General features: G+C 48.6%; 22 protein-coding genes. 5 read left to right on the forward strand and 17 right to left on the reverse strand.

The features are described 5' to 3' along the window. Positions 1-7 precede the first annotated feature (7 nt). Both galE and HPL003_RS26570 read right to left on the reverse strand, forming a co-directional pair. On the reverse strand, positions 8-997 hold the full coding sequence (gene galE, locus HPL003_RS26565) for a UDP-glucose 4-epimerase GalE (RefSeq protein ID WP_014282912.1): 990 nt from the start codon (positions 995-997) through the stop codon (positions 8-10). Position 998: 1 nt separating this feature from the next. Beyond that, positions 999-2177, reverse strand: a complete 1179-nt coding sequence (locus HPL003_RS26570) for a galactokinase (RefSeq protein ID WP_014282913.1) — start codon at positions 2175-2177, stop codon at positions 999-1001. A 219-nt stretch (positions 2178-2396) separates the two neighbouring features. Here HPL003_RS26570 and HPL003_RS26575 point away from each other — a divergent pair, with 219 nt between their 5' ends. Next, positions 2397-3263, forward strand: coding sequence for an AraC family transcriptional regulator (locus HPL003_RS26575; RefSeq protein WP_014282914.1), 867 nt, complete (start codon positions 2397-2399; stop codon positions 3261-3263). 155 nt (positions 3264-3418) lie between these two features. On the opposite strand, the gene mgrA is transcribed toward HPL003_RS26575, so the two are convergent. From mgrA to HPL003_RS26595, 4 genes are all read right to left on the reverse strand, one after another. Then, positions 3419-4438 carry an L-glyceraldehyde 3-phosphate reductase gene (mgrA, locus tag HPL003_RS26580; RefSeq protein WP_014282915.1) on the reverse strand — a complete coding sequence of 340 codons (1020 nt, stop codon included), beginning with the start codon at positions 4436-4438 and terminating at the stop codon, positions 3419-3421. 84 nt (positions 4439-4522) lie between these two features. Next, positions 4523-5266, reverse strand: a complete 744-nt coding sequence (locus HPL003_RS26585) for an NAD-dependent protein deacylase (RefSeq protein WP_014282916.1) — start codon at positions 5264-5266, stop codon at positions 4523-4525. After that, positions 5254-6033 (reverse strand): HAD family hydrolase, encoded by a 780-nt coding sequence (locus HPL003_RS26590; protein WP_014282917.1) that lies wholly within the window; start codon positions 6031-6033, stop codon positions 5254-5256. The genes HPL003_RS26585 and HPL003_RS26590 overlap by 13 nt, the downstream gene beginning before the upstream one ends. A gap of 15 nt (positions 6034-6048) precedes the next feature. Then, a complete protein-coding gene (locus HPL003_RS26595; protein ID WP_043922511.1) occupies positions 6049-6855 on the reverse strand; it encodes an alpha/beta fold hydrolase in 807 nt (268 codons plus the stop codon). Positions 6856-7169: 314 nt separating this feature from the next. Here HPL003_RS26595 and HPL003_RS26600 point away from each other — a divergent pair, with 314 nt between their 5' ends. From HPL003_RS26600 to ilvD, 3 genes are all read left to right on the forward strand, one after another. Next, on the forward strand, positions 7170-8204 hold the full coding sequence (locus tag HPL003_RS26600; protein ID WP_014282919.1) for an acyltransferase family protein: 1035 nt from the start codon (positions 7170-7172) through the stop codon (positions 8202-8204). Between the two features lie 175 nt (positions 8205-8379). Next, positions 8380-8628: a KGG domain-containing protein gene (locus HPL003_RS26605; RefSeq protein WP_014282920.1), complete on the forward strand. Its 249-nt coding sequence runs from the start codon at positions 8380-8382 to the stop codon at positions 8626-8628. Between the two features lie 237 nt (positions 8629-8865). Next, entirely contained in the window at positions 8866-10554 is a 1689-nt protein-coding gene (gene ilvD / locus HPL003_RS26610; protein WP_043922512.1) for a dihydroxy-acid dehydratase, read from the forward strand. A gap of 90 nt (positions 10555-10644) precedes the next feature. On the opposite strand, the gene HPL003_RS26615 is transcribed toward ilvD, so the two are convergent. Further along, positions 10645-12042 (reverse strand): polysaccharide deacetylase family protein, encoded by a 1398-nt coding sequence (locus tag HPL003_RS26615; RefSeq protein ID WP_014282922.1) that lies wholly within the window; start codon positions 12040-12042, stop codon positions 10645-10647. 251 nt (positions 12043-12293) lie between these two features. Between HPL003_RS26615 and HPL003_RS26620 the strand changes: the two genes are divergently transcribed. Continuing rightward, on the forward strand, positions 12294-13448 hold the full coding sequence (locus HPL003_RS26620; protein WP_014282923.1) for an AI-2E family transporter: 1155 nt from the start codon (positions 12294-12296) through the stop codon (positions 13446-13448). On the opposite strand, the gene HPL003_RS26625 is transcribed toward HPL003_RS26620, so the two are convergent. The 10 genes from HPL003_RS26625 to HPL003_RS26665 form a co-directional block, all read right to left on the reverse strand. Continuing rightward, on the reverse strand, positions 13403-15211 hold the full coding sequence (locus HPL003_RS26625; RefSeq protein ID WP_014282924.1) for a peptidoglycan D,D-transpeptidase FtsI family protein: 1809 nt from the start codon (positions 15209-15211) through the stop codon (positions 13403-13405). The genes HPL003_RS26620 and HPL003_RS26625 overlap by 46 nt on opposite strands. Before the next feature lie 147 nt (positions 15212-15358). Next, positions 15359-15460 carry a hypothetical protein gene (locus HPL003_RS28140; RefSeq protein WP_014282925.1) on the reverse strand — a complete coding sequence of 34 codons (102 nt, stop codon included), beginning with the start codon at positions 15458-15460 and terminating at the stop codon, positions 15359-15361. A 367-nt stretch (positions 15461-15827) separates the two neighbouring features. Continuing rightward, complete coding sequence (locus tag HPL003_RS26630; RefSeq protein WP_014282927.1) at positions 15828-18077, reverse strand: methyl-accepting chemotaxis protein; 2250 nt, start codon at positions 18075-18077, stop codon at positions 15828-15830. A 223-nt stretch (positions 18078-18300) separates the two neighbouring features. Beyond that, positions 18301-19632, reverse strand: coding sequence for a peptidase U32 family protein (locus HPL003_RS26635; protein ID WP_014282928.1), 1332 nt, complete (start codon positions 19630-19632; stop codon positions 18301-18303). A gap of 32 nt (positions 19633-19664) precedes the next feature. Beyond that, positions 19665-20594 carry a peptidase U32 family protein gene (locus HPL003_RS26640; RefSeq protein ID WP_014282929.1) on the reverse strand — a complete coding sequence of 310 codons (930 nt, stop codon included), beginning with the start codon at positions 20592-20594 and terminating at the stop codon, positions 19665-19667. Positions 20595-20605: 11 nt separating this feature from the next. Beyond that, positions 20606-21634: an endolytic transglycosylase MltG gene (mltG, locus tag HPL003_RS26645; RefSeq protein WP_043922963.1), complete on the reverse strand. Its 1029-nt coding sequence runs from the start codon at positions 21632-21634 to the stop codon at positions 20606-20608. Positions 21635-21729: 95 nt separating this feature from the next. Next, entirely contained in the window at positions 21730-22035 is a 306-nt protein-coding gene (locus tag HPL003_RS26650; RefSeq protein ID WP_014282931.1) for a DUF1292 domain-containing protein, read from the reverse strand. Continuing rightward, a complete protein-coding gene (locus HPL003_RS26655) occupies positions 22032-22334 on the reverse strand; it encodes a DUF1292 domain-containing protein (protein WP_013311523.1) in 303 nt (100 codons plus the stop codon). The genes HPL003_RS26650 and HPL003_RS26655 overlap by 4 nt, the downstream gene beginning before the upstream one ends. 13 nt (positions 22335-22347) lie before the next feature. After that, complete coding sequence (gene ruvX, locus HPL003_RS26660) at positions 22348-22764, reverse strand: Holliday junction resolvase RuvX (protein ID WP_014282932.1); 417 nt, start codon at positions 22762-22764, stop codon at positions 22348-22350. A 9-nt stretch (positions 22765-22773) separates the two neighbouring features. Then, positions 22774-23034, reverse strand: coding sequence for an IreB family regulatory phosphoprotein (locus HPL003_RS26665; protein WP_007431624.1), 261 nt, complete (start codon positions 23032-23034; stop codon positions 22774-22776). Positions 23035-23121 lie beyond the last annotated feature (87 nt).

Raw genomic sequence — 23121 nt, forward strand, 5'->3', positions numbered from 1 at the left:
CTCCCGTCTATTCGTCGCCGTAGCCCTGAGGGTGCGACTGATGCCAGCCCCAAGCTCCACTAATAATGTCCTCCAGTTGGGTACGCGCCGGACTCCAGCCCAGCACCGAACGTGCCTTTTCAGAAGAGGCAACCAATACTGCCGGATCACCCGAGCGCCGTGGCTCTGTAACGACCGGAATGTCGAGTCCAGTGACCTTGCGTGCCGTCTCGATAACTTCCTTCACCGAGAAGCCCTGTCCGTTGCCCAGATTAAACACGTTGCTGTCATGGCCTTCGCGCAAATAATTTACTGCTCGCACATGGGCATCTGCCAGATCGCTCACGTGAATATAATCCCGGACGCACGTTCCATCCGGCGTCGCATAATCCTCACCAAATACCGCGATGTGTGGGCGCTGCTTCAGTGCTGTCTGGAGTACCAGCGGAATCAGATGACTTTCCGGACGATGATCCTCACCGATTTTGCCGCTCTCATGCGCACCAGCCGCATTAAAGTACCGCAAGGACACATATTTGATGCCCAATACTTTATCAAACCACGACATCATACGCTCCATCATCAGCTTTGTTTCACCATATACATTCGTTGGCTCCGTACGGTCGCCCTCTTCAATTGGCACCTTTTCCGGTTCACCATAGGTAGCCGCAGTGGAGGAAAATACGATCCTGCGCACACCGGCATCCTTCATGGCCTCCAGTAAGCTCAACGTGCCGAATACGTTATTGTCATAATATTTACCAGGATTTTGCATACTTTCCCCGACCAGCGAGTTGGCTGCAAAATGGATAACTGCGTCGATACTATTTTCGGAAAACAGTCTGGACAGCAGTTCTTTATCTCTCAGATCACCTTCATACAGCTTGCCTCCGAGCAGTGCTGCCTTGTGCCCGGTTTGCAAATTGTCCAGCACCACAACTTCTTCTCCCCGATCCAACAGTTCTGCTACGGTATGTGAACCAATATATCCAGCTCCGCCTGTTACTAAAATGGCCATGTTATTCGTCCTCCTTCTGTTCTTTAACTCCGTCTCCCGCCTTACATACATAAAAGCTGGCTTCCAGCCCTGTCCGGGTCTGATAAGCTTCGCCGACTTCCTTCACAAACCGTTCCACATCGTCCTCATGGACCAGTGAAACCGTACAGCCCCCAAATCCGGCTCCCGTCATACGCGCACCCAGCGTGCCAGGAATGCGCCGTGCTTCCTCGACCATCACATCCAGCTCCATGCAGCTAACTTCATACAAATCGCGCAATGAATCATGCGAAGTGTTCATCAATTGCCCAAAAGCTGCAAGATCATTCGCAGCAAGAGCATCGACAGAGGCTAGCACGCGAGCATTTTCCAATACCACATGCTGTGCCCGGCGACGTACCGTTTCATCCGCAATATAATGCTGGAGCTCACCGAAACGGGCCTCATCCAGCTGAGCGAGGTATTCCAGCGTCGGCTCCTGCTGCTGCAAAATAGACAGCGCTTCAGCACATTGGCTACGGCGCTCGTTATAGGCTGAATCCACCAGCCCGCGGCGCTTATTCGTGTTGCCGATGACCAGCTTATAAACTCCTGTACGGAAAGGCACCTTGCGATACTCCAGCGTATCGCACATCAGCAGAATGGCATGGTCAGCCGCACCATTCGCTACAGCGAACTGGTCCATAATACCGCAATTGACACCCACGTAATTGTTTTCTGCCCGCTGGGACAATAAAGCAATTTCGACTGTGTTCGTTTCCTGTTCTTCGGTAGTGAGGAACGCGTATCCCGTTACAACCTCAATGGAGGCAGATGAGGATAATCCGGCACCGTTCGGTATTTCTCCATGATAGAGCAGGTCGTATCCGCTAGACGGATAAACTCCCTTTTCAGCCAGCTCCACCAGCACACCGACTGGATAGTCCACCCACTCATCGGTTTTACTTTTACCTATTTCTCCGCGTGGGATAGATACTTCATACGAAAGGTTTGTCGAAGCAAAATGAATTTCATCATCATTACGCGCACGAAGAATCAGCGTCGTACCGAATTCCAGTGCAGCCGGGAGTACATAACCACCGTTGTAGTCAATATGCTCCCCAATCAAATTAACACGCCCGGGAGCATGAAATATCCGCAGCTCATGGCTGCTTTCACCATATTTGTCGATAAAACGTTTCTTTATTTCAGTAGTGTCCATATCCACATCCACCTCATCACCGTTAGTAAAGGTCCCCCTGACTTCCCTGTAACAAACTTAATCAGGTTGGCGCTTCTTATGCTTTCAGTATAAATGAAAGCGTTAAATAATGTAATGCATCCATGTGTTAAAGCTATGGATAAATGTGACTTGGATATGTACAATGTAAGTATACCGTATCTAATAAACCATTCACAAATCTAGGAAGGATGACCATATTTGCAAACGCATTCATATAGTTATGCTGTGGCCTCCAATCCGGTGTTTTATGAAAATAGCCCGCTGCACGTGCTTTTTGCCGGGGAGAGTCAAACCAAATCCGCTCATGCCGTCGGGCCGAAGCTCTATGATTACTATTTGCTTCATTTTGTAGAATCTGGAAAAGGCATCTTCCGAACCGAGCAGCACTCATATCAGCTTGAAAAAAACGATTTTTTCCTGATCCATCCCGGTCAGCTCGTAAGCTACACCTCCGATGAAGAGGAGCCGTGGCGATATCGCTGGTCTGCGTTTACGGGACAGCATACCGAACAGATGGTGCAGGAAGCAGGACTGCGCGTGCGCCAGCCTGTCTTCCACGCTTCCAGTGAAAGCCTGATCCCCAGCTATTTGGAGCAGATGCAGCTAGCCTTTTACAGCCGAAAATCCAGCTCGCATCTTGCAGCCCTCGGCTACCTGTATCTGATCATGGGGGAAGCGGGTAATCATTTAAGCGACTGGTCTGACCCAACCGGGGCGGATTCGCAAATTCGGCGGACGGTCAAGCAGATGGTCCAATATATGTCCACTCAATATGCGCATCCCGTTTCTATCGAACAAATGTCCGAAGGACTTGGTTATAACCGTGCGTATTTGTCACGTATATTCAAGAAGGAGACGGGCATCTCCCCTGTCACCTATCTGCTCAAGCTGCGAATTGACAAGTCTCGTCAACTGCTACGCGAGCGTCCCGAGCTTTCGGTGGAGCAGGTGGCCGCTTCGGTGGGATTGACAGACGCTTTGTATTTCTCGCGTCAATTCAAGCGCTTCTGCGGTCAGTCGCCAACCCAATATCGAAGCAAGATTCAGCAATATCCGCATCCTTAACAGACTTTAACCAATCACATGAGCAACGACCCATCTGATATGGTTCGGAAAATGGCAAACAGCCCGCATCCTTCAACGGATACGGGCTGTCGCGTGTATATTGGGTATGAGAAATTGCACGTTAAACCGATAATGATGGAATAGCTTTTGGGCTTTTAGGCTGTGCCGCCGTCCTGTAAGTTCCCGGCATTCAGAATCGAATCAATCCGATCCAGCTCTTCCTGTGAAAAGTCCAGATTGGACAAGGCAGCAACGTTTTCTTCAATTTGGCTCACACGGCTTGCCCCAATCAAAGCAGAGGTTAAGCGACCCCCGCGTAGAGACCAGGCGAGTGAAAATTGGGCCAAGCTTTGTCCTCGTGCAGCCGCCATCTGATTAAGAGCACGCACCTTACGAAGTGTTTCAGGTGTCACATTGTTCTCATTCAAGAAAACTGATGTACTCGCCGCACGTGAATCCTCGGGAATTCCGTTCAAATATTTGTTAGTCAACAGTCCCTGAGCCAGCGGGCAAAAGGCAATACTACCGATCCCGTTTTCGTCCAGTACATCCTGCAACCCATTCTCAATCCAGCGGTCAAGCAAGGAATATCTCGGTTGATGAATCAGCAGCGGTGTTCCCAGTTCCTTTAGAATACGAGCCGCTTCTGCCGTTTGCTCCGCACTATAATTAGACACGCCCACATACAACGCTTTGCCGGAACGTACGATATGATCCAGAGCCTGCATTGTTTCTTCCAGCGGCGTATCAGGATCAAACCGGTGGGAGTAAAATATGTCGACGTAATCCAGACCCAATCGCTTCAAGCTCTGATCCAGACTGGATATCAGATACTTGCGTGAGCCCCAATCACCGTAAGGTCCTGGCCACATATAGTAGCCCGCCTTGGTTGAAATGACCATCTCATCCCGGTACGGCTTCAAATCACTAGCCAACACTTGTCCGAAAAATTCCTCTGCTGAACCCGCCGGTGGACCATAGTTATTAGCCAGATCAAAATGCGTAATCCCCAGATCAAAGGAGCGGGTAACCATGTTACGGCCGTTCTCCGCATTGTTGATCCCGCCAAAATTGTGCCACAAGCCCAGTGAAATGGCAGGCAGCTTAAGGCCCGATCTCCCTGTACGGTTATATTTCATACTTTCATAACGATCATCGCCAGCCAAATAAACCATGCTATCCCAGCCCCTCTCGAAACATTGTTATGTCCATTACAACAACATCATAGCGCTTTTATCCGACCATTGACAAGAAAACGATTACAAACTCAATTGACTGCCGAGTTCTCCCATAACCCTGGCTATGGGATCGGTAATCAGGAGATCCGCCTTGTGATCATATGAAGTTGGGTCTGTATTAAGCAGTACCGTATGTTTACCGTGAAAATAAGTAATTAGCCCCGCCGCAGGATGCACCGTCAGTGAGGTTCCTCCAATTAATAGCAGATCTGCCTGCGAGATAGCCTGAATGGATCGGACAAGCGTATCCTGATCCAGCTCTTCCTCGTATAAAACGACCTCCGGTTTGATAATTCCCCCGTCTTCTGGGCATTTGGGCACCACCTCGGAGCTGTCCATCACTTCGTTCAGACTGTAAAAGCGCCCGCATTCCATACAATGGTTGCGATGCACCGAGCCGTGAAGCTCAAGCACATTCACACTGCCTGCGGCCTGATGCAATCCGTCAATGTTTTGCGTCACGACCGCTTTGAGTCGTCCTTGCTGTTCCAGTGATGCAAGGAAACGATGGCAGCCGTTCGGCTCCGCATCCCGATGCAGCATTTTGCTGCGATAGAAGCCAAAGAACACTTCAGGATGCTTTACAAAAAAAGAACGGCTAAGCATAACCTCCGGGGGATAAGGCAGTTTTTCCTCACTCTGATACAGACCAGCCGCCGAACGAAAATCCGGGATACCGCTCTCCGTCGACGTACCCGCCCCGCCGAAAAAAACAATATTTTGTGATTGCTGTATCCATTCAGCCAACGTTTTTACTTTGTCCATGCTTCACGCACCTCCATCTCTTCATATCCGCGGACGATGATGTCCGCGTCCAGCAAATGACCGGAACGTTCAGGCTCTGGCGCAAATCCGATGGCCAGCCGCACCCCGGCACGCTTGCCCATCTGCATATCCCCGTTGCTGTCTCCGATGACAACTACATCCGCTGGCGACAATCCTAGCAAATCGCAGGCTTTTTCAGCCATTTCCGGGTCCGGTTTGCCGTATGTAACCCTGTCGTGTCCGATGACCTCGTCAAAATATGACGTCAGCCCCATCCAATCCAGGTGCTCCTGCGCGGCCTCTGTACTGTCAGAGGTCACGACCGCCAGCTTCAATCCGGCACGGCGGCTTTGCTCCAGTAACGTGCGTAAACCCGGAAATACCTTCGCGGCCCGATGTCGCCGAATATCAGCCATCGCCATTTTGTTAAAATCCCGAACAAGCCTCACCGCTTCATTCCACGGTACACCGACAGTATAAAGCTGCCAAGCCAGCACACCCGTGGTCTCATCCACCGTCCCCATCGCCAGCGGGCCGGAAGGGTCATAGCCGATCACGCGACCCACGGGATCGTGGATCGTACCCAGAATGCTGCCTTTTTCCACGGTAAAGTCAGTACCCGCCACGGCAAGATGCTGTTCCATCATATCCAGTATAGAACGGGCCCAGGGACCCCACAACTGAATAAAATCCAGCAGCGTGCCATCCTTGTCCAATAAAATGCCACGGCATGGAAACCGCTGTCCCTGCACGACTAACTCAGACATGCAGCCCGCCTCCTTTTACTGGTTTTTTGGAGCTGAATCTACACTCTCTTTCATCCAGTCCTGCAAAGCTGAAACTGTTTGATTCCATTGCTCGGCCGAGCTAATTTTCGCTGGGTTATCGCCCTTTTGGGCTCCGTAGCTGCCGAATTGGGCATGATTGCCGCCCTCAACTGTAAAATACAGCGTATTGGCTGGTAGATAGGCTCTTCCACTCTGAACACTATCCATTTTAATGACTCCATCATCACTTCCAAGCAGGGAAATGACCGGCAGATTTTTATCCTTCAAATCGCCCTTACTGTCCGGGTAGGAAGCAAGGAAAAATACGCCCTTGACCTGATCGGGATGTGCAGCGGCATAGCGTGCAGCCATAACACCGCCTAACGAATGGCCTCCGATCACAAAAGTTTCTTTCGGATATGCCTTCAACACCTCGCCCGCCAAATCCGGGGAAGTCAATGCAAGATTCAGCGGCATTTTTGCAATGATCACATGATGCCCCTTTTCCGCCAGACGGCGGGCCAAAGGAGCGTAACTTTCGGGCTTCACCAACGCACCCGGATACAAAATAACTCCGGCACCGTTCCTTTTTGCAGGCTCAAAACCAACCCAATGCTCTTGTTCGTTCACCTTCACAGCATCGGCTGCTTCTGTTAATGCAGCAGTAGCTGTGCTGTCAGGTTGATAGGGCGTAAATACTTTCCATGCTCCCCAGCCTGCGATAAGCACAATGACAATCAGGATTCCCAAAAGGATTTTCCATATTTTCCTGGGACCGCGTGTCCCATATGAGCTATATGATCTTCTCGTTCTTCTTCTCATTTTAAAGGTTCCTTTCGTATTTCGTACCTCATGTTTCATGATGTGTGTATGAAGTTTTTTGCTGCATAAATCAGCTTATCTATAGCCTAGTTAGGGTACCATCCTTGCGCACACAGGGTCAAATAAGAAGACATTTCCAGACATTAGCCCGGTCTTTTCCCCCTGTTCAAGCTTCCGCCACATAATAAGTACATGATAGCGCTTACCATTGTGAATAAAATCACAATGGTAAGGCTCAGAGTATCGTACCTTGTTCCTTGTAAGGATTATTTTCCACAGAGTTTACTCGGCAAATGCCGTTCGGAGGTAATTACATGACGACAAGCCATGACATACAAGGAGAAAGCTTTTTTCTCAATTTGCGCTTTATGCTGATCATATGCGTATTTGCAGGCAATGCTCTGGAGCCCTTGGTTGGCTCGCTTCACATCGCCCAACAATGGTTTAGCTGGATATTCATGTTTCATATGCCGTTGTTCGTGCTCGTTACAGGCTACTTTGCCAAATCATCATTAGGGGGACCCACAGGCCGAAAAGTCTTGCTTCAGATCGGTATGCAATATCTTATTTTCCAATCTCTCTATTCGATATTGGATGCTGCACTTTTCCATGTCCCCCATATTCATCATTCTTTTTTCGCACCTTATCTGCTGCTCTGGTTCCTCGCCAGCCATATCTGCTGGAGACTGCTGATGCTTGCTTTCCAGGGAATGCCGCCCGTTGTCCAATTAGGTATATCCGTGCTGCTGGGTATCCTTGTCGGATATCTCCCGGTGGATGGCGTCTGGCTCAGCGTGTGCAGAACCTTTGTTTATTTGCCTTTTTTTATAGCAGGGTATCATCTGCATTATGCAGATGTTCGACGCTTCTTCACGACTCCAGTCCGTGTGATCGCAGGCGTAGTGTCTCTTCTGCTTATGATACTGGCGGGAACGTCGTACTATGGCATTCCGGCAGGGTGGTTGTATGGCAGCATGACTTATGGTGAGCTGGGCCATACCGAATGGTATGCGGGGATTTACCGCATTGGCATTTACGGACTGCAATTCGTAGCGGCTATCGCGTTTCTGAGCTTTGTTCCAGCCATCACTGGACGTATGACTGAAATGGGGCGGCGGACATTATACGTCTTTTTGCTCCATGGTCTGATTGTCCGTACCGCTGCTGCTAAGGGGATTTACGATTATATAGATACTCCGGTGGAAGTGATTCTGATCGTAGCGTGTGCTGCGGGTCTGTGCTGTCTACTGACTCTGCCTTGGGTGCGGAATGCGACACATCCTTTAATCGAGCCACGGGTCGACTGGATGCTTAAGCCGTCTCCTTATCTTTTTAAACGATCCGCATAACTTTCTATGTCCATCCTAATACAAGCGTCAGTACGCGACAAAGCGCTATCAGACGAAGAACTAGGCGGACCATGATCCTCTTTACTTAGCAAGGGGCCTGTTTCATCAAGGCGTGATGTGGTAAGTAAAGGATGCGCGCAACAAAAAACAACTTTTCATTAAGGAGTGATTTGTAATGGCACGTAATCAGGATCAAGGTAAAATGAGTCGCGAAGAGGCAGGTCGTATGGGTGGGGAAGCTACATCCAAGAAGCACAACAAGGAATTTTATCAGGAGATTGGTAAAAAAGGCGGGCAAGCTACCGCTAACTCCCATGATAAAGAATTTTATCAGGAAATTGGTAAACGCGGCGGCGATGCTACGGCTGAGTCCCATGACAAAGATTTCTACAGGGACATTGGACGCAAAGGCGGCAGAAATTAATGTGCAGTACCACATAAAACACCTTTCGTAGCTATAATAGCAAGCTCAAGCCCCTCCCGCTTTATTGCGGATTGGGCTTTTTCATATTTTGCCGACATCACAAAAATCCAAACGATTACTTTCTATATATGTAGAAATATGCGCACATGTATGATAGACTCTTTAGAAAACATCTGCGCTTATTCGGCGTCATTCGCACGCCATACCATTTTTTTACTTTGGGGGGAAACCAGCATCATGACAGCTAAGACGAAAATGCGTTCCGATATGATTAAAAAAGGCTTTGACCGCGCTCCTCACCGCAGCTTGCTGCGCGCAGCGGGCGTTAAAGAAGAAGATTTTGACAAACCATTTATCGCGGTGTGTAACTCGTATATCGACATCGTACCGGGCCACGTCCATCTGCAGGAATTCGGCAAAATTGTCAAGCAAGCCATTCGTGAAGCAGGCGGAGTACCTTTCGAGTTTAACACCATCGGTGTAGATGACGGCATTGCCATGGGACACATTGGTATGCGTTATTCTCTGCCGAGCCGTGAAATTATTGCCGACTCCCTGGAAACTGTCGTTTCCGCTCACTGGTTTGACGGCATGGTCTGCATTCCAAACTGTGATAAAATCACACCCGGCATGATGATGGGCGCATTGCGCGTGAACATCCCGACTATTTTCGTCAGCGGCGGCCCAATGAAAGCTGGTAAAGACAAGAACGGGCGCTCCATCTCCCTGACCTCCGTCTTCGAAGGCGTAGGTGCATATCAGGCTGGTAAAATCGACGATCAAAGCTTGCTGGAATTAGAACAATACGGCTGTCCAACTTGTGGCTCTTGCTCAGGTATGTTCACAGCGAACTCCATGAACTGTCTCGCTGAAGCCATGGGTCTGGCTATGCCCGGTAACGGCACCATTCTCGCAGTAGCGGAAGAACGTAAAGAATTCGTCAAACAATCTGCACGTCAATTGATGGAATTGATCAAGCTGGATCTGAAACCACGCGATATCGTGACTAAAGAAGCTATTGATAACGCATTTGCGCTGGATATGGCAATGGGTGGTTCCACCAATACGGTATTGCACACATTGGCACTGGCTCATGAAGCTGAAGTAGACTACCCGATCGAACGGATTAATGAAGTGGCGAACCGCGTACCTCATTTGTCCAAATTGGCACCTGCTTCCGACTATCATATCGAGGATGTTCATAATGCAGGCGGCGTAAGCGCAGTGCTGAATGAACTGTTGAAGAAGCCAGGCGCACTGCATGGTGACTGTATTACCGTAACCGGAAAAACGATCCGTGAAAATGTAGAGGGGCATGAAATTCAGGATACCAATGTTATCCACAAGCTGGACAACCCTTATTCCGAACGCGGCGGTTTGGCTGTATTGTTCGGTAATCTGGCACCGCAAGGCTCCATCATTAAAGTCGGTGCAGTGGATCCGTCTGTTGGTGGTTATCACAAAGGCCCTGCCATCTGCTTTGATTCACAGGAAGATGCGCTGGCTGGCATCGCAAACGGTAAAATCACAGAAGGCCACGTTGTTGTGATCCGTTATGAAGGTCCTAAGGGTGGACCGGGTATGCCCGAAATGCTTGCTCCAACTTCGCAAATCGTTGGTATGGGACTTGGTGCCAAAGTCGGCCTGATTACAGACGGACGCTTCTCAGGCGCCTCCCGTGGTATCTCCATCGGTCACATTTCCCCCGAAGCAGCAGAAGGCGGCCCTATTGCTTTTGTTGAGGACGGCGATATTATCGAGCTGGATCTGAACAATCGTACGATTGAGCTGCAAATTAGTGACGAAGAATTTGAACGTCGTCGTGCAAACTGGAAAGGCTTCGAGCCGAAGGTTAAAACAGGTTACCTGGCACGTTACTCCAAGCTGGTGACCAATGCAAGCAACGGCGGTATTATGAAAATCTAATCCTTATCATGATTTGTTTACAAAACGAATAAACAAAAGCCTCCCGAACTCCCTGATCACAGGGGGTGGGGAGGCTTTTTTAGCGTTAATTCAACTACTTGATCTTGTATCTGCTGCTTGCGAGGCTCTAACTGTTTCCTGAATAGGATCTGTTTTGCTTTGACCTTGATCCGTAGGGTATGAATCCCCCAGCCAGAAGCGACCAAACAGAGTATCAATCGGCATCACAATCATCTTCGGCACCATCTTATCCCTTTTTTCATTCAACTGCTCTGGGCCAGAAGGATGGATAACACTAAATAACAGCTTTAAATATAAGGTTGACGCTATCCTGAACAGTCCCTTGGGAAGCTCTCGTATCTGAAAACCCAGCTTCTCCGGTCCCCGGTTAATCATGCTCACTGCATAAACGGCCTTAATACCGTTCATTTTGGGGTCATCTGCAATTCGATAGGCGAGATCAGGAAGTTGTCGTTTTACAATCCGAATCAGTTGAATAGCCAAATGCACCATAGACTTGGCGGTTGTGCCTAACTGAAACAGCATTTTATTATCAAAATGCAGCTCAACCACGGCATCCCCTTTTTCCAGCCACCTGCCGTTCTCCATGTTCACATTTGGCCCGTGATAGATACTACGCTTGTAGTAAAAGATCGTGTCCTCCTTACGCACCGGACGTAGACGGAACAGAACGTGAAATAACCGCTCATACAGCAACCATCCGAATACTAACGTTCTTTTAAACCAACTCGTACTGGATGTTTCGGTGGTAGCAGGTCTGCTGGCAGACTCTCGACAAAATAAGGTATCGACACGCACGCTGCGCAGTTTCCGTTCTTGGGCAACCACCAACAGCTTCTCCAGCGCAATCAGCATGTTTTGCGGAGCGCCTGCGTCTGCCCCCAGTGTTGTACCGCAGTCATGGAGCAGCATCACCTCGCCACCTCTCAGCTTTTTGAGCATCCGCTCAGCCAACTGTTTTGCTCCGATGCTTGCCTTCCAGTCCCCGAACATGGAGGACCATAATACGATTCGGCGACCATTCGAGTTGGAAATATCAAAGAAATTCACAATTCCCCATGGTGGGCGGTAAAAGGTCGTTCCTTCTCCGGTTACCCGCCGAATAACAGCCTCTGTCCGAGCAATTTGTCTTCTGACCGTGACGGGCCGCATAAGCCAATTCGATTTGTGCACATAATTATGAATACCGATCAAGTGACCTTCGTCATGCATGCGTTTCAAAAGCTCCGGGTGTTTTTCCGCATGTATGCCTACTACAAAAAAAGTAGCCTTGGCATCAAAACGCTTCAGCAAATCAAGCAACTGCGGCGTATACACTGGATCAGGACCATCATCGAAGGTGAGCGCATACTCTTGCTCACTTTTGCCCCGCCGGAACACCCGAAATCCAAACAATCGACTGACCAGCGCCGGAATAAAAGCATAAAAAGTTGAAATGTAAAACATCCATAACAGTAAAGTCTGCACGTTTTATCCCCACTTTTCTATTTCTGGACTACCAAGCAGGCTTCTGAGGAAAACTCACTTACTTATATGTTATCACAAAGACGTAAGCGTGCCGAGATTTTACTGCATTCTTTCTTGAGCATAACGATCAACTACTGGGCTAACCGTTGCTGCACTAGGTTTTGATTCTGTATTTTAGTACTGTGTAAGCAGCATTGAGATCCAATATAGTGTACAATAGGTAAAAATCTTAAAGGAGTCGTTGCATACATATGCTTCCATTGTACAAAAAATATTGGAGGACCGTTTTTGATATCTGTCTGATTGTATTAACCGTGTATTTAATTATGTTTGTATCCAGTAAGCTGTATCAGCTCGCAGCCCCTGTGTTCCTGTCGTTCGTTGTGTTTTGGTGCATTGAACCTGTGGCCCGCTATTTCCACCGTAAAGGTATGAAGAAGCCCTTCGCTTCCGCACTCTCTGTTTTGCTGTTTATCATCCTTTTACTCGCCATTTTTTTTGGATTGGGTCTAATTCTGGTTACGCAATTTACGAAAGTGGCGCAAAATCTCCCACAGTATACCCAGATTATCCAAACGGAATTCACACGTTATCTTCATCTTTCCCAGGATAAAATTGCCGCCTTGCCGCCGGGGGTTACCGAACGTGTTAACGATTATTTTGAAACTGCGACTGCCATTGCCACCAAATGGGCGCAGCTGGGGCTATCCTTTTTCATACAGTTTCTCAGCTCCTTCACTGTCTTTATGGGCAACTTTGCAGTTGCCATTATTTTGGCTTTCTTTTTAAGTATGGAGATCAATCTTTGGAAGGGCATTGCCCGTAGTAAAACACCCAAGACGCTTAAAACCGCTTTTCTTTTTCTTAAAAATCATGTACTCAAAGCAATTTCGGCCTTTCTAAAAGCACAAGCCATGCTGGTAAGCATTACCTTTGTTCTCGTATTTATAGGTTTACTCATTTTGCAGGTGGATAATGCCCTGTCGTTGGCTCTTGTGGCGGCTTTGTTCGATATTTTGCCCTTGCTGGGTGTACCCGTTATTTTTATTCCGTGGGCAGTCTATTTGTTCATCACAGGCAACACCAGTCTGGCTGTAGGGCTGCTCATTGTCATGGCTGTTACGGTAATCGTTCGTCAGTTGGCAGAGCCTAAAATCACCGGTAATTCCATCGGCGTTTCATCCGCTTATCTGATGCTTTCCTTTGCCATCATCTCACTGTCGATCTTCGGATTGGCTGGTTTGATCCTGTCTCCAATCCTGATCATTTTACTGAAGGAATTGTGGCAGCAAGGCTATTTGCAGCAATGGATTCGATTTCCAACAGAAGAATTCGAGGAGCCTCCCTTTATCGTCAAAATTCAGGAGGAGGATCGTGTAGCTCCTCGTGGAACCGAGGAAAATTGAGCCAACAGGTCCATCACTTGACCAAACAGTACTGTGGCCTGATTTGCAGAATGCTGTGGCGCATTTTGTACCAAGACGGCAACGGCATAACGAGGATGCTCCACCGGGCCATAACCGATAAACCATTGGTGATTCACAGGTTGCCCGTCCTTTTGAGCTTGGGCTGTGCCCGATTTTCCAGCCAGATGCCAAGACCTTCCACGCAAGGATGCACCTGTGCCGTGGGCTACGACCTTCTCCATCGCTTCACGAAGCGTGTGGGCCGTGGAAGCGTGAATCGGACGGCTTCCTTCGGGAGATGGAGAAGCGTGAGCTGGCAGATCCAGCAGCGTGCCTCCGTCTGCGTACCCGATATGCTTCACCAGCCGTGGAGCATGCACCTGACCTTCATGCAGCAGTGTCACGATGAGATTGGCGGCTTGGAGGGGCGTGACCAGCACATCTCGCTGGCCGATAGCTGTCTGGACACGCACACCCGGATCAGTCGCATGCGTATGGGAGCCGAAAACGGCTCCCTTTTCTTCGTGATCCAACGGACTGAACTGTGACATGCCTGCAAGATTGCGCTCCTGCCAGCCGACGATCCGACTCAATCCGAGAGCAGAGGCTGTCGCCTGAATTTGGGCAGAGCTCAGCCGTTCACCCAGATGAGCAAACACGATATTACAGGATACGGCCAGCCCTTCCTCCAGATTCAGGGTGCCGTGCCCCTCTTTTTTCCAGCAAGCCAAACCATACTTCCCATAGGTCCCATGACAATGGAATTGCTCCTTCGGTTGGACTACCCCCGATTCAAGCGCAGCCGCCGCCGTAACAAGCTTGAAAATAGAGCCGGGCGTCACCGCCTTAAGAGCACGATTAGACCAACCCGTTGCCTGCTGCGGATCAACATGAACAGGGTTATAAAAAGGACGAGACACCATCGCCAGCGCATCGGCGTTCCCCGCATCCAGCACAACCACCGCCCCTTCTGCCAGGTGATTGGTTTCCGTCAGCTTTTCAAGCTGCTGCTGTAATGGGAGATCAATTGTCGTCTGGATCTGTAGAGGATAGTGATCATTGGATGGCGCACTGACCCGTAACGGCAAATGATCCAATGGACGGCGCTGCGCATCCACAAACCGGGAGACGAACGTTTCACCGACACCACTTAGCAGCGGCTCCAGCGTTCTTTCCAGCCCGGCTGCCCCGGTCGGCGGTTGACCCGGTCGATCTGATCGCTCATACAGGAAGCCTAGCCACTGCTTGCCATTGGGTAAATTCTTGTAGCGTGTCGAATACGGTACAAGCTCTACCAGCGAAGGTGCGAGGCTAAGCAGTTTACCCGCCTCATCCGGCTTGATTTGCAAGGGTTCTCCGCGCCTATCTCGCCATAACAGCGGAGATTGCAGCCCCTTCCATCGAGCCAGCAGCTTTTTCTTGTCTGTCCGCAGCAGCTTAGCAAGTTGTTCTCCGTGCAGAGCTGTTTTACCGTCTACATCAGGAAAAAGCACTGGCGTCCATACCACACCCCCAGTTAACGGTCGTCCGTACCGATCCGTAAATTGTCCCCGCCCCGAGTCTATTGCAATTCCCTCTTGCCGCTGGCGTACAGACATTTCCTTGAGTGAATGCCCCCCGTAAGCAGACATTTGGATACCCGCCGTCCCCTGTATCCAAGCCAGCCGCAATAGCAAAATGAGTAGCAATGACGTAATGCCCAAAGCCATATATGCAATTCGACGTTTTCGAATGAAACTGCTGCCACGCCTCGGCACACGCATCCTTCTTTCATCTTTTTCCAGTAGTATGTCCTGTAATTGTTTTTTCCAATCTGTATGCTTTATAGCATGTCATTTGTTGAAAAAGAAAACCACCCAGCTTGAGAAGCTGAGTGGTACTGAAACATTCCCTTCACAATTGTTTGCTAATTAAATCCAAATGGCTTTAGTGATGATAACCAACAGGATAAAGAGCACCAAAATTGCACCAGTAGAAGTCCATACGCCGTAACCACCTTCAATTCCACCCATGGCTCGATCCCCCCTTTAATGTGTAGTCATTTCAGCATATGTAGAAGATTACTCAAGGACAGGGCGTTCGGGCAAACAAATAAGGCTCTACCAGTACGATGCGGTAGAGCCCACAATGTTATATGAGAAATGTTCTCAAGATGATCACTAGCAAAATAAACAGTGTCAGGATAGCGGCTATTGATGTCCACACTCCTCCGAAGCCTCTTTCCATTTCCCCCACAAAAACGCCTCCTTTGTTTTAGCGTACTGTATAGGCTATGCAGAGTATTGGCTAAGGAAAGGGCTTCTGGGTAAACAATAAATTTCATATAACACAATAATCCTCAAACGCCGGGAAGTTCTACAATTTATGGATACGCCCGCCTTACACTGTAAACCGTGAGAGCTGCTCCTTCAAATTGACCGATACCCCTTCCAGCTTATCAGACAATCCTACCAGTTGATTCCCGATATTCGCCTGCTCGGTGCTGAGAGAAGCGACTTCCTGCGAAGTGGCGGATGACTGCTCGGCTACCGCACTCACACTGGTCATCGCCTCCGACAAGATCGCCTGCGATTCACTCAGCTCCTGAATGGATGAGGTAACCGTACCCAATCGAAGCGCAAATTCTCCCATTTGCTGCTGTACCGATTGGAAAATGTCCGTCGTCTCCTGTACTGCTCCCATCTGCTGTCGGAACAGTGGGTACACCTCCGATAACGCCTGAACCGTCTCGTTCATCTCGCCGACGATGTTATTAATAATTCCCGTCGCCGTGCGAATGGCTTGACGTGATTGTTCAGCCAACTGCCGAACCTCATTTGCCACAACCATAAATCCACGCCCTGCCGTTCCAGCCCTTGCCGCTTCAATCGTAGCATTCAACGATAAAATATTCGTTTGCTTCGCAATATCTTGTAGTACGTCCAGCACCTTGAAGACATCTGAAGTCGTCTCCTTCAACTTGTCTACTTTGCCCACAAGCGCATGCGTCGTTTCTTCGGTGACCTGAGTCTTACTCAGGAGGTTTTTCAGCTGAACCGTTCCTTGTTCACTGGATTGCTCGACCTCGTGTGCAACCTTACTCATTTCATTGTTGGAAGCTATAACCGTACCCATTTGCTGTGATATGTTTCCTGTCAGTCCGCTGCCACGTTCAGCCTCTGTCGCTAAACTGGCAGATCCGTGAGCAATTTCCTCAGTAGCCGCTGCAATTTCCTTCGCTGAGATGGCTGTCTTCTTCGAGGCATTACTGAGTTCCGTCGCTGTATCCAGCACCTCTTGAGCTGAAACGTTCGTCTGCTCTACCAGCAAAGTAATCTGCTCCATCATCGTATCAAAGCTTACAGACAATTGCCCGATTTCATCCTGCGCATTGTAGTTGGTACGAACTTGCAGATTGCCTTTGGCTCCTTCCAGCATCAGATCTTTTAAATGCGTTAAAGGGAGAGCTACAAGGCGCACTATCCACAAACCGATGAACAACGCGATCAGTGCCGCCACCGTAGCAAAAATCCAAGTCGCCGTTAAAATCCCTTCGGCATCTTTAACCAGCACAGATACAGGTACGACACCCAGGAGAATCCACTTGGAGGTGCCCAGTGTATTATGCACCGCCAGCACATTTTGCACTTTCCCATCTGCGGACTGCTCCAAAATTTGATTTCCTTCAACACCCTGGAGCTGTGAAACGTAATCCAGCTTTTGGTTCCCTCCTGCCAGAGCATCAATGTTGGAGCCTATAAAAACACCATCCTGTGTAATAAGGCTAATCATACTGCCCGCGCCCAAATCAATACTCTTCAACTGATCATCCACGGCACTGGACTTCAAATCCATAACCAAGACGTAAGTCCCACCCAAGCCCGACATGCTGTTCATGGAACGAGCCAGACGAAACGTCTTACCGCCGTTTTCATTTACCTGTGTAGGCAACCAGACAATCCCTTTATTTTTTAAAATATCCTTGAACCATGCCTCCTGCCGCACATCTTTTTGTGTTCCTGTGCCCATAGCAGCCAGATTTGTTTGTTCCGGATACAGATAAAGCGAGTCAATTTCCTTGTTTGTAAATGCAATATTCGTTAACTTCTTGTTTACTTCCCCCATAGCGACAAAGGAATCAAACGAATTTTTCCCCTGCTTTGCCGCCTTTTGTAGCTGATCACTTAATTCAGTATCAAAGAATACCTGTGTCGAGGTATCCTGAAAGCGTTCCAAAATGATATCCAGCTTTTCTGCCGTTTGTTGAACCGTTTGCTGATAAGCCATAGCTGCATTTTGCTCAATTGTGTTTTTGGCTTTAAAATATGAGATCATCCCCAAACTGATCACAAACAACATAATCGCTGTAAAAAAGATCAAAAACAGCTTCATGCCAACCGAACGGACCGGATTATAGTTTTTGACCAAGTGCATAAAATCCCTACTGTATTTTTCCGGCTTGAGTAAGCGCTTTAAATTATATGCGCTTACACGAGTAGCCTTAGAGAACCAGGGAACGACCTTCGAAGACATCCCCACTGTTTTGTCTCCTTTAGCCGTTGTCGCCTTGCTACCCTTCAACCCTTTAATTAGAGCCGTTTTCTTGGGTTGCTTCTTCGTTGTATTCCCCTCTTTTTTCCGAAAACCCATTTCTCTCACCTACCACCCTATAATTAGTTTCCTGATCCACGTATCCGTTATGTATCTATTATCTATATCCTATCTATCGGAACTATTCGACAAGGAATGTAGCTTTCCTTTCAACACCCCCTAAATTTTGTGAAACTTTTTTCCTAGAAAAGTATTCAAAAAAAAGCCCCTCCAACCGATAGGAGAGGCTTTTGGATCTTTTTATCCGAGACTTAAGACTTAATTACTTCTTCTTTCGCATCATGTCAAAATAAGATACAGGCTGATCTACCTTCATTTTGATCCGTTGAAGCGGGTGACGGGCAGCATCCAGTTCGTTGCCTTCTTCATCCCAGATTGTTCCAACCGTTTGTTTAAAGAACGTTCCGTTCGGACCAAAAAATTCAATTTCATGTCCCGGTTTAAAATGGTTACGCTGTTGAATGGTAGCTATACCGCTCGCCGCATCGTAGTCCATAACCAGTCCGGCAAAATCATAAGGCACAGCCTTTTCTTCCGGCTCATAAATATGATCTTCGTGATCCGGTGTATCGTAGAAAAAGCCAGTGTTCAGCGGACGATTAGCCGCCTTGTTTATTTCATCAATCCATTCCGGTTTGAGCACATAATTTTCAGGATCAGCCATATACGAGTCAATCGCTTGACGATAGACATTTACAACCGTAGCCACATAATGAATGGACTTCATACGTCCCTCTACTTTGAAGCTGTCCACACCGACATCAATCAGATCAGGGACATTTTCAATCATGCACAGATCCTTAGAGCCCATAGAAAAGGCATTATCACTTTCCTCAAACAATGGAATCTGATTAACGCCAAGCTGGAACTGCTTCAGCACGTTGCTATCCTGCGCCTCTTCTTCTGATATCCACACCTCGTCTTGACGGGCATCCTCAAACAGATCGTATTTCCAGCGGCAGGACTGACAGCAGCCCCCACGATTGGAATCCCGGTCCGTAAAGTGATTGGACAGTACGCAACGACCGGAAAATGAAGAGCACATCGCACCATGGACAAAGGCTTCGATTTCGATGTCCACATGCTTTTTAATTTCTTCAATTTCCTCCAAGCTTGTCTCACGGCCCAATACCACACGCGGTAATCCTTCATTCTTCCAGAACTTTACCGCCTGCCAGTTCAGCGTAGATTGCTGGGTGCTCAAATGCACTTCCAGCTCCGGCACCGTACGCAATGCCACAGATACAATCGCCGGATCAGCGACAATTACAGCATGAATACCCGCCTCGTACAAATTACGCAGGTATTCTTCAATCCCCGCAATATCCTCATTGTGCGCATAGATATTGGTGGCCACAAGCACCTTAGCACCGTACTTGTTAGCAAATTCCACACCTTCACGCATTTCTTCAAAACTGAAATTATCGGCGTTAGAACGCAAACCGTATTTTTGTCCACCAATATACACGGCATCCGCACCATAGTGAATAGCAAACTTCAGCTTTTCCAGATTTCCAGCAGGAGCCAGCAGCTCCGGCTTATCCAAACGATTCCGTTTACCTGTATATTTTCTCGTTTTGGTCATCGTTCCCATGACGTTCCCCCCTCTGTGTACTCATTTTAAAATTAATAAACCTGTTCTTTATAGAAAAATCCGAAGGACAGCTCCCGTTCAGGATCTTGAAGACGGCGAACCTCATCCAGCCAGCTTTCATCATAAGCATAAGCGTCAGGATCGGCTGTAAAGGTGTCAATCGCCTTACGATAAGCCCGAACGACCGCCGCGTTGTATGCCGTAGGCTTCAACAAACCTTCGACCTTAAAGCTATGCACGCCAGCCTCCATCAGAATATGCAGATCCTCCATAATGCAAAAATCATCCGAACTCATAATATGCGTTCCGTTGATATCCTCATAAATCGGAAACTTCTCTTCCTGCCGCTCTGCTTCGATCAAAAACAAGCCACGCTCTCTGCCCAGATCACCTTCCACCGGACGTCCCTGATGCAGCATATAGCTTTGCACAAGCTTGCGCTTGGAATGATAAATATTAGTCATGCCATGTATCTGAACCTGCGCCTCCATGTTCAGCTTTGGCACCATTTCCGTAATTTCGTCCATACTCAGCTCACGAGCCAAAATAACGCGCGAAGCGCCCTTCTCTCCCCAATAGTTGGCGGTTGCGAAGTTGGTGGAAATCATTTCACCGTTCCAGAACAACTTCAAATGAGGGGCGTATTCCTTTACCGTCATCAATATTGCCGGATCATTAAACTCAATGGCATCTACACCGCATCCGGCAAGCGTCTGCACGTATTCGGGAAGGAACGGCAATAGCTCGTTCGTCATCAAGTTGGTCATGGATACATATACCTGGGCCGTATGCTTTCGAGCTTCTTCCACAACCTCACGGATTTGATCTGGTGTAAAATGTCCCGGTAGCCGCATTCCAAAGCGGTCATCTCCAATAAGTAATGCGCTCGCTCCTGCCTCCAGCATATGACGGGCATCCTCTGGAGAGCTGGCAGTTACCAATAGTTCGGGTCTGTAAGCCATAGGCTCACCTCCTAATTTGTCTTACGGTTGCTTACCTGAATATTATGCAAATGTTCTTTATATGTCTTGGCAAACAAATGTCCGTGCGTTCCATCTTTTTTGGTCACATAAAATAAATAATCCGTAGCATCTGGCTGCAAAGCTGCCACCACTGATTTCAGGCTGGGGCTTGCGATCGGCCCCGGTGGAAGTCCCTGATGCAAATACGTATTATATGGGCTTTCTACAGCCAAATCCTTGTAATACAGCCGTTCCTTTTGCTTGTCCAGCATATATTGAACGGTAGCGTCAATTTCCAGCTTCTTATCCTGCTTGAGTCGGTTATAAATGACGCTAGCTACGACAGGGCGTTCCTCATCTACAACTACCTCGCGCTCCACCAGAGAAGCAACCGTCAGCAGTTGATGCAGCGTTTCACCCCGCTGTTTCAGCTTGGCGTCCAAATCGGGAACGGTCTCCAGACGTTTTTGCGTCTGTTCCAGCATCGCCTGTATAATATCTTTGGTCGTACTGCCCTTTTTCAGCTCATAGGTTTCCGGGAAAAGATAGCCTTCCAGCGCATAGCGAAGCCCCGCCTGCTTTGGAATGTCCCGCACCAGCGCGACGTCAAAAGCGGACGGATCGTTGGCCAGCTGCAAAAATTGCTTCTGGTCCGCCAGTCCTTCCTTGTGCAGCTTATCAGCCATCTGTCTGATCGTAAATCCTTCCGGTATCGTAAAACGGATCATTTCCTCTTTCACAACGTCCCCTGCCGAGAGCTTGGCAATCAGTTGATCGAAGGTAGCACCGGGCTGAGCCTCATATTTTCCGGCCTGAAATGTGCTTCCTTGCTGTTTGAATTTAAGGTAAGCCTTAAACACGAGCGCATTACGTATAAGTCCCTTTTGCTCCAGTGTATCTGCTATAGTGGAAATACCCGTTCCCTTCACTACTGTAAATACAACCGGCTGCGTTTTCGCCTGAACAGGCTGCATGGCATTCCAAATATAGAGAGTCGCTCCGCCTGCTATGATCACAATCAACAGAAGCAACGTAACCAACGTCGTCCTTCGCTTCACTTCCACCCAACTCCTTCACAGCCAAAAAGGGCGGACTGGTCCGCCCTTTCAGGTTTGATCTCCTCGTTATCCAGACCTTACAGCTCTTCCGGCAGCGTGCATTCATCATACAGCTCGGAAATATCTTCCCACTCATCGTCATCCTCAATCGTGGTGATGGAAATATCGCCTTCCGGGGATGGGCTCACATGATACAGCTCATGCTCGCCTTCAGCAGCTCCGGGTTTGCGCAATACGGCGTACCGTTGCTCTCCTACCTTGAACTCTGCTTCCAGTTCCATGCGTACTGCACGGCCCTGTTCATCCTGTAGCTCTACATCGCCGCCGAACGCTTCCTTCAAATCAGAGGTCCAGCTCAGGTCTTCACGTGAATAGTTCGTCATTTCCCGTCTTCCTCTTCCTCTTCTTCCACAAATGTATTAAAGGTCTCTTCAACGATTTCCCATTCGGCATCGTCTTGGATCACAAACAATTTAATATCATCGCCTTCTTCCTCGTAACGGAAGGCGTACACATCGGACTCGTCGGCTTCAGGGTCCACTGGCGCAACCATCATGTACTTCGCTTCGGAACCGTCTACCTCAAACTTCATAATGACCTCGAACTCTTCCTCGTTGCCCTCGTCATCGGCAATGTAAATAATTTCCGGCTCTTCTTCCATACCCACTTGATTTTCAGCCATTACGAAATCCCCCTCACCTTGTACTGTGTGCGTCCAAATAGTTTTGCAAGATCAGGCTTGCGGCCAGTTTGTCTACCACCTGCTTGCGTTTTTTTCGGCTGACGTCGGCCTCCAGGAGCGTGCGCTCTGCCGAACGCGTCGTCAGCCGTTCATCCCAAAGGTGAACGGGTAAACCCAGTAACTCCTTGAGTCGGTTCGCAAACTCAATGCAAATCTCACCGCGTGGACCCACGGTGCCGTTCATGTTTTTCGGCAAGCCTACTACAACCTCGCCAACCTCATTGTCACGGACCAGATTTGCAATTTTACCGAACTCGCTGTCGTCACCACGTCGTTCTATGACTTCCAATCCTTGGGCGGTCCAGCCGAAGGCATCACTTACGGCGACCCCAATTCGGCGGTCCCCGTAATCCAATCCCATTACTTTCATGCCTGTCTCCTAACGGTGCTTGGCCAGATAGAAACGAACCAGCTCTTCAATCAATTCATCGCGTTCTTTTTTGCGTACCAGGCTTCTGGCATTATTATGCCGTGGCACATAAGCCGGATCACCTGACAACAAGTACCCGACAATCTGATTGATCGGATTGTATTCTTTTTCCACCAAAGCATCATATACGGTCAACAAAATCTCCTGAGCAGAAGCTTCCTTCTCATCCGCCTTGACATTAAATTTGACCGTTTTGTCCATGGAATCCACTGTTGACACCTCGCTTCCACAAAACATGTGTACATGTTTATGCCAGCTTATTCTTATACATCATACCATAAGCAGAGCCGTTCAAGG

This window comes from Paenibacillus terrae HPL-003, from assembly GCF_000235585.1.
GTDB lineage: Bacteria > Bacillota > Bacilli > Paenibacillales > Paenibacillaceae > Paenibacillus > Paenibacillus terrae_B.